The organism is Empedobacter sp. GD03861 (assembly GCF_029840885.1).
In the GTDB taxonomy this organism is placed as follows: domain Bacteria; phylum Bacteroidota; class Bacteroidia; order Flavobacteriales; family Weeksellaceae; genus Empedobacter; species Empedobacter falsenii_B.
Genome location: NZ_JAOCDJ010000007.1, coordinates 31,630 through 45,720, shown reverse-complemented (window position 1 = coordinate 45,720; position 14,091 = coordinate 31,630). Strand labels below are relative to the sequence as shown.

The window sequence follows — 14,091 nt, the reverse complement described above, 5'->3', positions numbered from 1 at the left end:
TTTAAAGTATAAAAATAATCATTCTCTAAAGATTTATTCTAATATTTGATTGAATAATGATTTTCTGAATAAATTTTAGCTAAATTTAAATTCAATTATAGAAAATTTTGATGAAACTGCTCAAAAAATACTTGAAAACGGAGGAATAATAGCATGCCTAAATTTGCTATTCCTGGAATGTCTTGGCAAGGATATTTTTTTTAGATACAAATAACAATGTTTTGGGAATTTTTGAAGTAGATCGAAACACAAAATAGCAACAAAGGCTGTCGTGAGACAGCCTTTATATTTTTTTATCACTTTATAATTTAAACGGTATGATATTTAAAACTTTGTTCGTTTTTAATTGTTTTTACTGATTCGTAAATCAACTCGATGACATTTTTTACATCAGCTTGATGAACCATTTCTACAGTTGTGTGCATATAACGCAAAGGCAACGAAATTAAAGCTGAAGGTACACCACCATTACTATATGCAAAAGCGTCTGTATCCGTTCCTGTTACACGAGAACTTGCAGCACGCTGAAAAGGAATATTGTTTTTCTCAGCTGCATCAATAATTAATTCGCGTACATTATTTTGCACAGCAGGCGCATAATAAACAACTGGGCCATCACCACATTTTTGCTCACCTTCTTTCGATTTTGTAATCATTGGTGTCGTTGTATCGTGTGTAACATCAGTAATAATTGCAACATTTGGTTTGATTGTTTGCGTAATCATTTCCGCACCACGCAATCCAACTTCTTCCTGAACCGCATTTACAACGTATAAACCAAAATCTAATTGATCTTTATTTTCTGCCAATTTACGCGCAACCTCAGCAATCATAAACCCTCCCATTCTATTGTCTATTGCACGACAAACAAAATAACGATCATTCAACGTAAAAAATTCATCTGGATAAGTAATCACACAACCAACATGAATTCCAAGTTCTAAAACTTCTTCTTTCGATGTACAACCTGTATCAATCCAAATTTTATCTGGAGTTGGCGCTTCGTCTTTTCCTGCTTGACGCAAATGAATAGCTGGCCAACCAAAAACTCCTTTTACAATTCCTTTTTTAGTATGAATATTTACGACTTTAGAAGGCGCAATCATATGATCTGATCCTCCGTTACGAATCACATAAATCAACCCATCTTCCGAAATATAATTCACAAACCACGAAATTTCATCAGCATGCGCTTCAATCACAACTTTATACTTCGCTTCAGGATTAATCACTCCATAAGCAGATCCGTAATTATCAGTTTTTACCTCATCTACATATGGTTTGATATAATCCATCCAAACTTTTTGTCCTTCACTTTCAAAACCTGTAGGTGAAGCTGTATTTAAATATTTTGTCAAAAAATCCAAAGATTGTTGATCAAACAAATTATTTGTACTCATTTTAGTTTATTTATCTAACAAATGTACTAATTTTAGGAACAATTTTTGAACTAATTCTGATATGAAATTTTATATCTATCATATAACTGTACTACTTACTTTTATTGGATTATCTAATGTTAATGCTCAAATTTTTGGGTTAGATTTAGGGGGAAAAAATCCTTCTCAAGAAATTAAAAATGATTCAATTAATTTAGATGAATTTGCGTTTAATCCTTTAGACACAATACATCTTAATGAAATGAATAGTTATTCGGTTCATTTAAAAACTGATTTAGAAAAAAAATATTATTTATGGCTAAGAAAGCGCGTTCGCGATGTTTGGCCTTATGTGAGAACTGCTGTTAGAGAATATAATTATGTATCGGATACGATTCAAACTATGGATAAAAGACGAGACAAAAAACGTTTTATTAAATCTCGTCAAAAGGATTTGGCTGATCAATTTGAAAATCAATTAAAAAATATGTCTAGTTCTCGTGGACAAATTCTTACTAAATTAATCTATAAAGAAACAGATAAAACAACATACGATATTATAAAAGAATTACGTGGCGGATTGAATGCTTTTCTTTATCAAGCAGCAAGTGGCGCATTTAATATTGATCTGAAACAAACTTATGATCCGAAGCGAACACGAGAAGATTTGTATATTGCGGTTATTCTTCAACGAGATTTTGCAGACGGAACGTTAAAACCTGTCGACGAAGATTAATTTATCTTTCATACTACCAATTATAATAATATTCTGATTTTTTATTATATTTGATTTAATAAAGGGAAAAACGTGGGAAACAATATAAAAAGAATTGGTGTATTAACCTCTGGAGGTGATGCGCCTGGAATGAATGCGGCCTTACGTGCCGTTGTAAGAGCATGTAAGTACTACGATATCAAATCAGTAGGAATTCGTCAAGGTTATGAAGGTTTGATTAACAATGATATGATTGAACTTGGACCTCGTTCAGTGAAAAATATTATCAATCAAGGTGGTACAATTCTTAAAACTGCTCGTTCTTTAGAATTCAAAACTACAGAAGGTCGTCAAAAAGCATATAATCATCTAAAACAAAATAACATTGATGCTTTAGTTGTAATTGGTGGAGATGGTTCTTTTACAGGAGCAAATATATTTCATCAAGAGTTTGGTGTTCCATTTATTGGAATTCCAGGAACAATTGACAATGATATTTTCGGTACAGATTTTACAATTGGATACGATACAGCTTTGAATACTGTAATTGATGCAATTGATAAATTAAGAGATACTGCTACATCACATGATCGTGTATTTTTTGTGGAAGTAATGGGACGCGATGCAGGTTTTATTGCTTTAAATAGTGGAATTGCTTCAGGTGCACAAGATATTTTGATTCCAGAACAACGTGATAGCGTCGAAGAATTATGTTCTTCTTTAGAACGTTCAGAAAAATCTGGAAAAAAATCAAGCATCGTTGTAGTTGCAGAAGGTGAAAAATTAGGTGGAGTTTTTGAATTAGCAAAACAAGTTCAAAATAGTCATCCAGAATATGATATTCGTGTCACAGTTTTAGGACACATACAGCGTGGTGGTTCTCCATCTTGTCACGATCGTGTTTTAGCAAGTCGTTTAGGAATTGCTGCTGTCGAAGGTTTACTAGAAGGTAAAACAAATCTTATGGCTGGTATTCGTTCTAATAAAGTTGTATTTACAGCCATTGATGAAGCCATCAAAAAACACAATGAGATTGACGAAGAGTTGATCAAAGTAGCTAATATTTTAGCGATTTAAACATTTAATATAAAGGGAAATTATATATACTATGTCAAAAATTAAAATTGGAATCAACGGATTCGGAAGAATTGGTAGCCTTGTTTTCGGGGTTGCTTTTGAGAGAAACGATATTGAAATCGTAGGTATTAACGATTTAGTAGACGTTGATTATTTAGCTTATATGCTAAAGTATGATTCAGTTCACGGAAAATTTAACGGAGAAGTTAAAGTAGAAAACGGAAACTTAATTGTTAATGGACAAACAATTCGCGTTACAGCTGAAAGAGACCCAGCGAACTTGAAATGGGACGAAGTTGGAGCTGATATCGTAATCGAAGCAACAGGTTTATTCTTAACAAAAGAAACTGCAGGAAAACACATTGAAGCTGGAGCAAAAAAAGTTGTTTTAACAGGTCCTTCTAAAGATGATACCCCTATGTTTGTAATGGGTGTTAACCACGAATCTGTAACAGCAGAAGACACTATCGTTTCTAATGCTTCTTGTACAACAAACTGTTTAGCACCATTAGCAAAAGTAATTCACGAAAATTTCGGAATTGTGGAAGCTTTAATGACAACAGTTCACGCAACTACTGCAACTCAAAAAACAGTTGACGGACCATCAATGAAAGATTGGAGAGGTGGACGTAGTGCAATGGTAAACATCATTCCTTCATCTACTGGAGCTGCGAAAGCAGTTGGAAAAGTAATTCCAGAATTGAATGGTAAATTAACAGGAATGTCTTTCCGTGTACCAACTGTTGATGTCTCTGTAGTTGATTTAACAGTTAAATTAGCAAAAGAAACAAACTACGACGAAATCAAAAAAGTAATGCGCGAAGCTGCTGAAGGAGATTTGAAAGGAATTGTAGGATACACAGAAGATGCTGTTGTTTCTCAAGATTTCGTAGGTGATACAAGAACATCTATTTTCGATGCAGAAGCTGGTATCATGCTAAACCCTACTTTCGTTAAGTTAGTTGCTTGGTATGACAACGAAATTGGTTACTCTAACAAAGTAGTTGATTTAGTTCAACACATCGCAAAGATTTAATTCTTAATTAATAATTAACAAAAAGGCTGTTCTCAATAAGTGAATGGCCTTTTTTGGTTTAGACTTCTAAAATTTTAAGAAAATTTTATTTTTTTTTAAGACTTTTTATGTTAATTCACTTGTTTTGATTCAAACTTTGATTATATTTGAATCACTTATAAAAAAAACAAGAAGCCTATAGATAAAAAATCTACTTACTAAACCAAATTATCTACCTTATGAATTACGAAGAAGACTCATTACTAATCAAAGACTATGTTGATGGTAATGAATATGCTTTAGAAATTTTAATTGAGAAGTATAAAAGTAGAATCTATAGTTTCATTTTCTCAAAAGTTTTAGACAAAGATATCACTGAAGATATTTTCCAAGATACTTTCATCAAAGTTATTCTTACACTAAAAAGTGGCGGATATAATGAAGAAGGAAAATTTTTACCTTGGCTAATGCGTATTGCGCATAATTTAACTATTGATTATTTTCGAAATATTAAGAAAATGCCTGCTGTTAGAGAAACTATAGGTAAATATGATGACGAATATAATATTTTCGATTTTATTGGAAACTCTGATGAATGTTCTGAATCCAAAATCATAAAAAATCAAATCGAAAATGATTTAAGATACCTGGTTACTTTATTACCAAGTGATCAAAGAGAAGTTTTAGAATTAAGAATTTTTAAAGAATTAAGTTTCAAAGAAATTGCGGAAGAAACAAATGTCAGTATTAATACTGCATTGGGAAGAATGCGCTATGCTATTATCAACTTGAGAAAAGTCATCGAAAATAATAACATTATTTTAACAATCGATTAAAAAATAAACTTATCTATTTAACGTTTTTAAAGTAAATAAGTTTTTATGATTGAATTTTACTCAGAAAAATTTGAACCAAAACAATCAACGATTGAAAAATTATTAATGTTTTCAAAATCAATTTCAGCATTGAAATTAAATAACGTGAAGGAAATAATAATCCTAAATTTAAATTAATCGAACACTGCTTTTATCAAATAAAAAATCCTGAAAATATTAAACATTTCAGGATTTTTTTATGCAAATAAATTAATCTTTTCTGAAAATCATAACTCAATTTATAACTATATTGCATCCTATACCACATCAAAAAAATTTTAGTATGACCCTACAAGAATTTAAAAATAGTTTAGATTTACCTTTAATCACTTCACCTATGTTTCTTGTTTCTCGAACAGAATTAGTTATAGAATCTTGTAAAAATGGTGTTTGTGGAACATTTCCTTCATTAAATGGTAGAAAACCAGAAGATTTTGAACAAATGCTAATTGACATCACAACTCAGTTAGAACAATTCGAAAAAGAAACTGGAAAAAAAGCAGCACCTTTTGGAGTAAATTTAATTGTAAATAGAACCAATCCAAGAATTGAAACTGATTTAGCTTTATGTGTAAAGTATAAAGTTCCATTAATCATAACATCTTTAGGAGCAGTAAAAGAATTAGTAGACACTGTACACAGCTATGGAGGAATAGTCTTTCATGATGTTATAAAAAAACGTCATGCTGAAAAAGCTGTAGAAGCTGGTGTGGATGGAATTATTGCTGTAGCTGGTGGCGCAGGCGGACATGCAGGAACTGCTAATCCATTTGCTTTAATCGATGATATTAGAACATTTTATAACGGCTGCTTAATTCTTGCTGGTTCATTGAATAATGGAAATGATATATTAGCTGCAGAAACAATGGGAGCAGATTTTGCATACATAGGAACTCGTTTTATAGCTACAAAAGAAGCAGCTGCAGATAATAAATACAAAGATATGATAGTAAATTCCTCATTTGAGGATATTATTTACACTGACGGTGTTTCTGGTGTTAATGCTAATTTCTTAAAACAAAGTATCAAACATTCCGACATTAATATCGAAGATAAAAAAGAAGAGGATTTTTCTAAACTAACAGATCATGATGACCAAAAAGCTTGGAAAGATATTTGGTCTGCCGGTCATGGCGTTTCTGGTATACATGATGTTCCTACAGTAAAGGAATTAATAACTAGAATGAAAAATGAATATAAAACTGCCTTAGAAAAGAATGTCCAACGCTTAAACAAATTAAAATTTTAATCTAACATAAAATGAAAACAACACAAGAACTCATCGAATTAATTTCTCTAAAAAAGTTAGAAAATAATCTATTCGAAGGAAAAAGTTCTTTTATGGGAAGTCCTCATGTTTTTGGAGGACAAGTTGTAGCACAAGCATTAAATGCTGCATACCAAACAGTAGACACAGACAGATTTTGTCATTCATTACATTCATATTTCATTTTAGCTGGTCAATTAGACGAACCAATCTATTATGAAGTTGCTATTTTAAGAGATGGAGGAAGTTTCAGTACAAGAGTAGTAACAGCAAAACAAAATAACGAAGCTATTTTTGTAATGGCATGTTCTTTTCAATTAAAGCAAGAAGGTTACGAGCATCAAGAAGAAATTCCAGATGTAAAACAACCAGAAGAATTAATCAGCTGGAGACAAATTGCAGAAATGTTCGGAGATTTTTTACCAAAAGCTACTAAGCAATTTATAATGGCCGATAGACCAATAGATTTTAAACCTGTCGAAACATTAAACCTTGCAGAAAAAAAAGATTATGAAAGTTATAGCAATGTTTGGATGAATTTTAATGATGCGCCAGAAAACTTACCCTTGCAAGTTGTTCATCAGTTAATCGCTTACAGCTCTGATTATAATTTATTATCTACAGCGTTAAAACCTCATGCTTCTAAGGCTCATTTTGGTAACACTCAAATGGCAAGTTTAGATCACTCCATTTGGTTTCACAGAACTCCAAATTTACAAGATTGGATTTTAGTGAGCGTAGATTGCCCAAGTACAATGGATACAAGAGGGTTTACAAAAGGAGAACTATTTAACAGATCAGGTGAGCTAATTTGTAGTGTTGCTCAAGAAGGTTTAATTCGACCAAAAACAAAATAAATACATCAAAAAAAAACCTCATAATATACTATTATGAGGTTTTATATTTATTTAGGCGTTCGAGCGGGTTTTCCTCAATATCTTTTCTAATTGATAATTTAACTGAAATAAAAATACATCCAATTAGAAAAGGATACCGCTTCACCTCCTAACGCAAAGTCAATCAAAAATAATTTTTGTTCCTTTACTTATACTATCTTGCATAATAAAATCAATAATCTCTTGATTTATATTTTCTGATAATACAGAACGTTTTTTAAAAATTAATAAATCAGCATAAAATACTGGTGGATGAAAGACTAATTCTCCTGAAACTCGTATAAAAACATTAACGGTCTGATTAGAATAATTAATTAATATTTCTCCTCTAGAAACAATTGAATAAGTTATTTGTTTCATCAATTATTTCTTATTTGCAAAGTAATCTAAAAAATTATTTGGATCAGCACCTGTTCTTTCGTTTGAATTCAATGAATCAATTTTATGAATATCATCCAAAGAAAGTTCAAAGTCAAACAATAAAGAATTTTCTTTTATTCGTTCTGGATTTACACTTTTTGGAATTGTAGCTATCCCTTTTTGTAGATCCCATCTTAAAATAATTTGAGCAACAGACTTATTATATTTTTTAGCTAAACTTTTTAGTATTTCATTTTCTAACAATCTCCCTCTCATCAATGGAGCCCAAGCTTGGTAAGCAATTTGATGATCTTTACAATAATTAACCAATTCTTGTTGAATCAACCTTGGATGAAATTCATTCTGAACAACCATCGGTTTATAAACGCAATTCTTCTGAATTATTTCTAAATGATGTTGCAAACAGTTAGAAACTCCAATAGATTTTACTAAACCTTCTTCATATAAAAATTCTAAAGCTTTCCAAGATTCAATTAATTTATCAGCGACTGGCCAATGAATTAAATACAAATCAATATAATCTAAATTCAGGTTTTTAAGTGATTGATGAAAAGCATTAATTGTTTTATCATATCCCATATCATCTATCCAAACTTTTGTAGTAATAAATAATTCTGAACGATTGATTTTGTAAGAATTAATTGCTTTACCAACTCCTATTTCATTATTGTAATAAGATGCTGTATCTATAAGACGATAACCTTCATCTAAAGCTGAATGAATAGCAGTTATAACCTCATCACCTTCATTCGTTTTATAAACACCCAATCCTAAAATTGGTAAATGAAGACCATTATATAATTTTATTTTTGTGTCTATATCAATCATAATTTGAATTTACGAATGAATTTACAATAAATAAATCTCTTAAAAAACTAGAGACCTAAATATAAATAAGTATTAACACTCATACTTAAAGGTCTAACATCTAAAGACTGTTGTGTTACTCCCCCGTTAATAGATTCTGTTGTAGCAGAAACTGTATGACTATGATCTCCTGCATTTGATGTTTGATAAGTACCTGAAGTATCATCTGCAATATTTGTTAAATTACCATTTCTTGTCATCTCATAAGATGTATTTCCCCTATCTGTATAATTATGATTATGTGACCCTGCAACATTTGTAGAAGCTGATGCAGATAAAGTAACATTTGGAAGCTGACCTCTAGTAAGAGTTTTAGTATTAGAATTTGACAATCCTCCAAGCGTTGTATTATTCTGTACTAAATAAGCATTTGTTGCATCAGGTAAATTAGTAGAAAAACCTAAAACACTAGCTTGTGCTTGCTGAGTAGACATTAAACTACTTACTGAACGTCCGTCCAATTTAACCCAACCATTATGGTCACTAGTAATAAGGCTATACTTAATATCACCAGTTAAATTAGTTGCTACAGCAATTGTTTTCCATTCAGGTGAATTTGAAACACCATTTGATGTAAGTACCTGCACTACCTTGACTTGTAGCATTACCACCAACATTCAATTCATTAGTAACTTGTAAACTACCATTTACATGAAATGTTTTCTGAGGTGTTGAAGTATTAATACCAACCTGTGCAATTGCTATGTCCACAATTAGACTAGCAATCATAATTAATAATTGTTTTTTCATAAAGTTTTAATTATTTGTATTTCAAATTTATACAATTATGTATTATAGTTATTTAACTTTCTTTTTTTTCAGGAAAATAAATAAAAAAAGGGACTAATAAATAGTCCCTTTTATAATTAAATAAAAAATATTAAAAAATATTAAACGCAAGTTGAATATTGCCAGAGTCATTAATTGGACTCCAAGAAGCTGTAGCAGTTATAGGTAATTGATATCTACCAAAATTAAGTGTTTTACCAATAATAAAACCTACGTTTGCTAAACCTGATTTAGGTCCATAAAAGTTTTTTCCTTTATCTTCTTTTTCAGGTGATAAAGCAAATGCTCCAGCAGCATACAAATCTAAATTAACTAATTTACTTTTCACCACAGGATAAGAGGCTTGTACATAAGAAGAATAAAGATTTTTCTCATTTTCAATTCCTCTATCTCTACCATGAATCACAGTAGACCAATATAAATTTAATGGAATTTTATCAGAAATTGTATATGACACAGAAAGATCTAAAAAGTGACCTGTTTTATCTCCATTATATTCAAAAAAATCTTTATTATTCCATGTAGCATTAGTGGAATAATTATAAATATCCCAAAGAGCAAAAGTTAAATTTTTCACTGGAGAATAAGTTACATAATAATCAAATTCTCTATATTCTCCAGTTGTTCCGTATCCTCCCCAAACTCCTGCTTTTAATTTACCATCTGCCGTACCAACTCCTGCATCTATAGCAAAAACGGTAGAATTTGTAACAGCTAAACCTCTCCATAAATGCATTGTTTTTAATTGACCATGTAAATAAAATGGAGATAATTCTTGCTGAAATTCTTCATTTAAAGACACCTTGCTTTTTTCATCCTCATTTATTTTAAGATCTGCAACATCATATGACTGAGAAAAAATACTAACTGGAGTTAAAAAAACAAAAGTTAGTAATATATTTTTTAGTGAAGTTATTTTATTCATGTTGTGTGGTTTTGAAATGAATAATTATATTAACTAGACAAAAAGTTAAATAATAACGCTGCAAAAACAGCTCCTAAAATTGGTCCTAAAATTGGAATCCATGCATATCCCCAATTACTTGAACCTTTACCTTTCATTGGTAAAAGAGAATGCATAATCCTCGGCCCAAAATCACGAGCAGGATTAATTGCATAACCAGTTGTTCCTCCTAAAGATAATCCAATAGACCAAACAACGAAAGCTACTGGTAAAGCACCAACTGATCCTAATCCTAATTTCACTTCTTCTGTACCCGAAGTACCTTTAGCATCAGAAAAATAAAATACACAAAAAACCAATACAAATGTTCCCAAAATTTCAGAAAGGACATTTCTAAAATTATTTGGAATTGCTGCCCCTGTAGAAAAAACACCTAATTGAGAACTTGGATCATCTGAAGAAGCATCAAAATGATCTTTATACATTGCCCAATTTAAAAATGCTCCTATCATCGCTCCTAATAACTGAGCAAGAATAAATAATGGTACTTTAGACCATTCAAATTTATTTGCTAATGCTAAACCTACAGAAACTGCAGGATTTAAATGAGCACCACTCACAGGACCTGCAATTACAACTCCTGCAAAAACAGCCAAAGCCCAACCTGTTGTAATAACAATCCAACCAGAACCATGACCAATTGTCTTTTTCAAAGCAACGTTTGAACAAACACCACCACCTAAAAGTATTAGGACAGCAGTTCCTATTAATTCAGCTGAAAATTCATTCATAATTCAATTGATTTAATCTTCAATCCAATTTTGAGTTCTTTTTACAGCCTTATTCCAGAATTTCAATAAGTCAGCTCTTTTATCTGAATTCATCTCTGGTTTAAAAACTCTATCCTGCTTCCATTGAACTTTTATCTCATCAATATTTTTCCAATATCCAACAGCTAAACCTGCTAAATATGCAGCACCAAGAGATGTAGTTTCCAAAACTTTAGGACGAATAACTTCATTTTCAATCAAATCAGCTTGAAATTGCATTAATACATTATTCGCACAAGCTCCGCCATCTACTCTTAATTCTTTTATTTCCCCTTCAACATCAGATTTCATACTCTTAATTAAATCATCAACCTGAAATGCAATTCCTTGGATAGCTGCTTTGGCAATATGAGCCTGTGTCGTACCACGAGTAATTCCAAAAATTGCACCTCTCGCATATTGATCCCAGTAAGGAGCACCAAGACCTGTAAGAGCTGGTACAAAATAAACACCACCATTATCTTCCACAGATGCAGATAATCTTTCACTTTCTGGTGCAGATGAAATTATTTTAAGACCATCTCTCAACCACTGAATAACAGCTCCTCCTACAAAAACAGAACCTTCTAATGCATAAGTTGTTTTACCGTCTATTTGCCAAGCAACTGTCGTTAATAAATTATTTTTTGAAAAAACTGGTTTTTCACCAATATTCATTAATAAAAAACAACCTGTTCCGTATGTATTTTTAGCCATTCCTTCCTCCACACACATTTGTCCAAATAATGCAGCTTGTTGATCTCCAGCAATACCAGAAATTGGAATTTTAGTTGAAAATAACGTTGTTGATGTTGTTCCATAAATTTCACTACTACTCTTTACTTCAGGTAGCATAGATTTGGGAATATCAAATAAATTTAACAATTCATCATCCCACTCCATTGTATTAATGTTATAAAGAAGTGTTCTTGAAGCATTAGAAACATCCGTAATATGCATTTTTCCTCTAGTAAATTTCCATACAAGCCAACTATCTACAGTTCCAAAACATAATTTCCCTTGTTCTGCTTTTTCTCTTGCTCCATCAACATTATCTAAAACCCATTTAATCTTTGTAGCACAAAAATATGAATCAATAACAAGACCTGTCTTTTCTTGTATAATATCTTTATACCCTTTTTCTTTTAATGAGTCACAGTATTTTGATGTTCTTCTATCTTGCCAAACAATTGCATTATAAATAGGATCTCCTGTTACCCTATCCCATACTATAGTTGTTTCCCTTTGATTTGTAATACCTATAGCTGCGATATTAGTTCCATTTAAATCTGATTTAGCTACAGATTCAGCAGCTACTGAAGATTGTGTATACCAAATTTCATTTGGATCATGTTCTACCCAACCTGGCTGGGGAAATATTTGCTGAAAATCTTTTTGAGATATCGCTACAATTTCTCCATCATGATTATAAATAATAGCTCTCGAACTAGTTGTACCTTGATCTAATGCAAGAATAAATTTTTCGTGTGTTTCCATTTTTTGTGGTTTTTATTTTTTTTCTTCTTATAATTGATATATTTTTGCTAATTGAGCAAATTCATTTACTTCTTTTTGAATCCATTGTTCATCTTTACCTAACTCTTGAGCCATAATTGTTGCTACTTTATGAGAAACTTCAACTGCTCCTTTTGCATCTAATAATAAAAGTCGAAGTCTACGAGCTAAAACATCTTCTAATTTATATGCTAATTCATTTCTTACAGCAAAAACAACACAAGCATATGTGTAATCATATTTTGGCAATAATTTTTCAGCATACTGAGGGTTTTCTTTTTCCAATTTCAATATCTCTGATCTATCAGAACCATAAAAATGTAAATCTTTTTCAAAGTTGACATTTTCTTCATATCCATGTATTTTTAATTGCTCAGTTTTACAACTTACTGAAGGAACTTTATTCAATTGAATAATTTTATCAATTGTATCTTGTCCCATTCTTCTAAATGTTGTCCATTTCCCACCTATAATTGTTACTAATCCACTATCAGAAACTAAGATTTTATGACTACGAGAAATCTCTTTAGTGTTTTTCCCTTCACCTTGTGGTGCAGCTAAAGGACGTAAACCAGCAAAAATAGCTTGCACATCATCTTTAGTCGGTTTTCCTACTAAATATTGTTGAGCTGTAGTTAAGATAAAATTAATTTCTTCATCTAAAGCTCGTGGTTCTAATTCTGCATGATCTCTAAGCGTATCAGTTGTTCCTAGAATTAATTTATCATACCATGGTACAGCAAATAATACACGACCATCACTAGTTTTAGGAATCATTAAAGCATTTTCACCTGGCAAGAATTTTTTGTCAATTGTTATATGAACACCCTGACTTGGTCTTACTAGATGAGGTGAATTAGGTTTATCAAATTGCAAAATATTATCAGCATAAACTCCTGTTGCATTAATAACTGCTTTAGCATTTAATTCATATACTTCTTCCGTATCTTCTGTTTTTATTTTTACTCCAGAAAGTTTTCCTTTCGAATCTTTTAAAAGACCTACAACTTTTGTATAATTTAAAACACAAGCACCATTTTCTATAGCTGTCTGAGCTATATTTAGGGCTAATCTTGAATCATCAAATTGACCATCTTGATACACTACTCCTCCTTTTAAACCATTAGGTTTTACTGTAGAAAGTAATTTCAATGTATTTTTTGAATTAACGTATCTTGATTTTCCTAAACTTAATTTCCCAGCTAAAAAATCATAAAACTTTAAACCAACCGTATACATAATATTATCAAAATACGAGTAATTAGGAATTACAAAAGAAGTATTTCTTGTAAGATGAGGTGCATTTTTTAATAATAGACCTCTTTCATGACAAGCCTCTTTTACTAAACCAATATCACCTTGTGCCATATATCGAACCCCTCCATGTAAAAGCTTAGTTGCTTTACTTGAAGTCCCTTTTGCAAAATCAGCTTGTTCAACTAATAAAGTCTTATATCCTCTAGTAGCAGCATCCATTGCACATCCAAGACCAGTGGCTCCTCCACCGATTATTATAACATCCCAATCTTTTGTTGATGCTATTTGTTTTAATAAAGAGCTTCTTTTCATAATAAAAACATTTCGAAATCAAAAATAATAAAA

Annotated in this window: 15 protein-coding genes; 6 read left to right on the top strand and 9 right to left on the bottom strand. The window is 31.2% G+C overall.

The window, feature by feature from the left end; translation table 11 throughout:
• Nucleotides 1–308 precede the first annotated feature (308 nt).
• Nucleotides 309–1,400: a M42 family metallopeptidase gene (locus tag N5D03_RS05650; RefSeq protein ID WP_180906389.1), complete on the bottom strand. Its 1,092-nt coding sequence runs from the start codon at nucleotides 1,398–1,400 to the stop codon at nucleotides 309–311.
• Nucleotides 1,401–1,461: 61 nt separating this feature from the next.
• Between N5D03_RS05650 and N5D03_RS05645 the strand changes: the two genes are divergently transcribed.
• The 6 genes from N5D03_RS05645 to N5D03_RS05620 all read left to right on the top strand — a co-directional run bounded on the left by N5D03_RS05645 (nucleotide 1,462) and on the right by N5D03_RS05620 (nucleotide 7,185).
• Nucleotides 1,462–2,115: a DUF4294 domain-containing protein gene (locus N5D03_RS05645; protein WP_115000016.1), complete on the top strand. Its 654-nt coding sequence runs from the start codon at nucleotides 1,462–1,464 to the stop codon at nucleotides 2,113–2,115.
• Between the two features lie 72 nt (nucleotides 2,116–2,187).
• A complete protein-coding gene (gene pfkA, locus N5D03_RS05640) occupies nucleotides 2,188–3,171 on the top strand; it encodes a 6-phosphofructokinase (protein WP_280051123.1) in 984 nt (327 codons plus the stop codon).
• A gap of 31 nt (nucleotides 3,172–3,202) precedes the next feature.
• On the top strand, nucleotides 3,203–4,207 hold the full coding sequence (gene gap / locus N5D03_RS05635; RefSeq protein ID WP_280051122.1) for a type I glyceraldehyde-3-phosphate dehydrogenase: 1,005 nt from the start codon (nucleotides 3,203–3,205) through the stop codon (nucleotides 4,205–4,207).
• A 218-nt stretch (nucleotides 4,208–4,425) separates the two neighbouring features.
• The gene (locus N5D03_RS05630; protein ID WP_280037446.1) at nucleotides 4,426–5,022 is read left to right on the top strand and encodes a sigma-70 family RNA polymerase sigma factor; all 597 of its coding nucleotides are present in this window, start codon (nucleotides 4,426–4,428) and stop codon (nucleotides 5,020–5,022) included.
• A gap of 322 nt (nucleotides 5,023–5,344) precedes the next feature.
• Nucleotides 5,345–6,310 carry a nitronate monooxygenase family protein gene (locus N5D03_RS05625; RefSeq protein ID WP_115001115.1) on the top strand — a complete coding sequence of 322 codons (966 nt, stop codon included), beginning with the start codon at nucleotides 5,345–5,347 and terminating at the stop codon, nucleotides 6,308–6,310.
• An 11-nt stretch (nucleotides 6,311–6,321) separates the two neighbouring features.
• Nucleotides 6,322–7,185 carry an acyl-CoA thioesterase II gene (locus N5D03_RS05620; protein ID WP_115001117.1) on the top strand — a complete coding sequence of 288 codons (864 nt, stop codon included), beginning with the start codon at nucleotides 6,322–6,324 and terminating at the stop codon, nucleotides 7,183–7,185.
• 159 nt (nucleotides 7,186–7,344) lie between these two features.
• On the opposite strand, the gene N5D03_RS05615 is transcribed toward N5D03_RS05620, so the two are convergent.
• The 8 genes from N5D03_RS05615 to N5D03_RS05580 all read right to left on the bottom strand — a co-directional run bounded on the left by N5D03_RS05615 (nucleotide 7,345) and on the right by N5D03_RS05580 (nucleotide 14,058).
• The gene (locus N5D03_RS05615) at nucleotides 7,345–7,584 is read right to left on the bottom strand and encodes a hypothetical protein (protein ID WP_115001118.1); all 240 of its coding nucleotides are present in this window, start codon (nucleotides 7,582–7,584) and stop codon (nucleotides 7,345–7,347) included.
• A 3-nt stretch (nucleotides 7,585–7,587) separates the two neighbouring features.
• Nucleotides 7,588–8,433, bottom strand: coding sequence for an aldo/keto reductase (locus tag N5D03_RS05610; protein WP_115001120.1), 846 nt, complete (start codon nucleotides 8,431–8,433; stop codon nucleotides 7,588–7,590).
• A gap of 47 nt (nucleotides 8,434–8,480) precedes the next feature.
• Nucleotides 8,481–9,059, bottom strand: a complete 579-nt coding sequence (locus N5D03_RS05605; protein WP_125349248.1) for a hypothetical protein — start codon at nucleotides 9,057–9,059, stop codon at nucleotides 8,481–8,483.
• The gene (locus N5D03_RS05600) at nucleotides 9,019–9,201 is read right to left on the bottom strand and encodes a hypothetical protein (protein WP_125349247.1); all 183 of its coding nucleotides are present in this window, start codon (nucleotides 9,199–9,201) and stop codon (nucleotides 9,019–9,021) included. The genes N5D03_RS05605 and N5D03_RS05600 overlap by 41 nt, the downstream gene beginning before the upstream one ends.
• A 151-nt stretch (nucleotides 9,202–9,352) precedes the next feature.
• Nucleotides 9,353–10,186, bottom strand: coding sequence for a hypothetical protein (locus N5D03_RS05595; RefSeq protein WP_115001125.1), 834 nt, complete (start codon nucleotides 10,184–10,186; stop codon nucleotides 9,353–9,355).
• 29 nt (nucleotides 10,187–10,215) lie between these two features.
• Nucleotides 10,216–10,956 (bottom strand): MIP/aquaporin family protein, encoded by a 741-nt coding sequence (locus N5D03_RS05590; protein ID WP_115001127.1) that lies wholly within the window; start codon nucleotides 10,954–10,956, stop codon nucleotides 10,216–10,218.
• A 12-nt stretch (nucleotides 10,957–10,968) separates the two neighbouring features.
• The gene (gene glpK / locus N5D03_RS05585) at nucleotides 10,969–12,471 is read right to left on the bottom strand and encodes a glycerol kinase GlpK (protein ID WP_280051121.1); all 1,503 of its coding nucleotides are present in this window, start codon (nucleotides 12,469–12,471) and stop codon (nucleotides 10,969–10,971) included.
• Nucleotides 12,472–12,498: 27 nt separating this feature from the next.
• On the bottom strand, nucleotides 12,499–14,058 hold the full coding sequence (locus N5D03_RS05580; protein WP_115001130.1) for a glycerol-3-phosphate dehydrogenase/oxidase: 1,560 nt from the start codon (nucleotides 14,056–14,058) through the stop codon (nucleotides 12,499–12,501).
• Nucleotides 14,059–14,091: the final 33 nt, after the last annotated feature.

Coding starts and splice junctions, on each gene's coding strand:
- N5D03_RS05595 (WP_115001125.1), bottom strand. CDS start 10,186: ATGAATAAAATAACTTCACTAAAAAATATATTACTAACTTTTGTTTTT.
- N5D03_RS05645 (WP_115000016.1), top strand. CDS start 1,462: ATGAAATTTTATATCTATCATATAACTGTACTACTTACTTTTATTGGA.
- N5D03_RS05610 (WP_115001120.1), bottom strand. CDS start 8,433: ATGATTGATATAGACACAAAAATAAAATTATATAATGGTCTTCATTTA.
- N5D03_RS05650 (WP_180906389.1), bottom strand. CDS start 1,400: ATGAGTACAAATAATTTGTTTGATCAACAATCTTTGGATTTTTTGACA.
- N5D03_RS05590 (WP_115001127.1), bottom strand. CDS start 10,956: ATGAATGAATTTTCAGCTGAATTAATAGGAACTGCTGTCCTAATACTT.
- N5D03_RS05630 (WP_280037446.1), top strand. CDS start 4,426: ATGAATTACGAAGAAGACTCATTACTAATCAAAGACTATGTTGATGGT.
- gap (WP_280051122.1), top strand. CDS start 3,203: ATGTCAAAAATTAAAATTGGAATCAACGGATTCGGAAGAATTGGTAGC.
- N5D03_RS05625 (WP_115001115.1), top strand. CDS start 5,345: ATGACCCTACAAGAATTTAAAAATAGTTTAGATTTACCTTTAATCACT.
- N5D03_RS05580 (WP_115001130.1), bottom strand. CDS start 14,058: ATGAAAAGAAGCTCTTTATTAAAACAAATAGCATCAACAAAAGATTGG.
- N5D03_RS05620 (WP_115001117.1), top strand. CDS start 6,322: ATGAAAACAACACAAGAACTCATCGAATTAATTTCTCTAAAAAAGTTA.
- glpK (WP_280051121.1), bottom strand. CDS start 12,471: ATGGAAACACACGAAAAATTTATTCTTGCATTAGATCAAGGTACAACT.
- N5D03_RS05600 (WP_125349247.1), bottom strand. CDS start 9,201: ATGATTGCTAGTCTAATTGTGGACATAGCAATTGCACAGGTTGGTATT.
- N5D03_RS05615 (WP_115001118.1), bottom strand. CDS start 7,584: ATGAAACAAATAACTTATTCAATTGTTTCTAGAGGAGAAATATTAATT.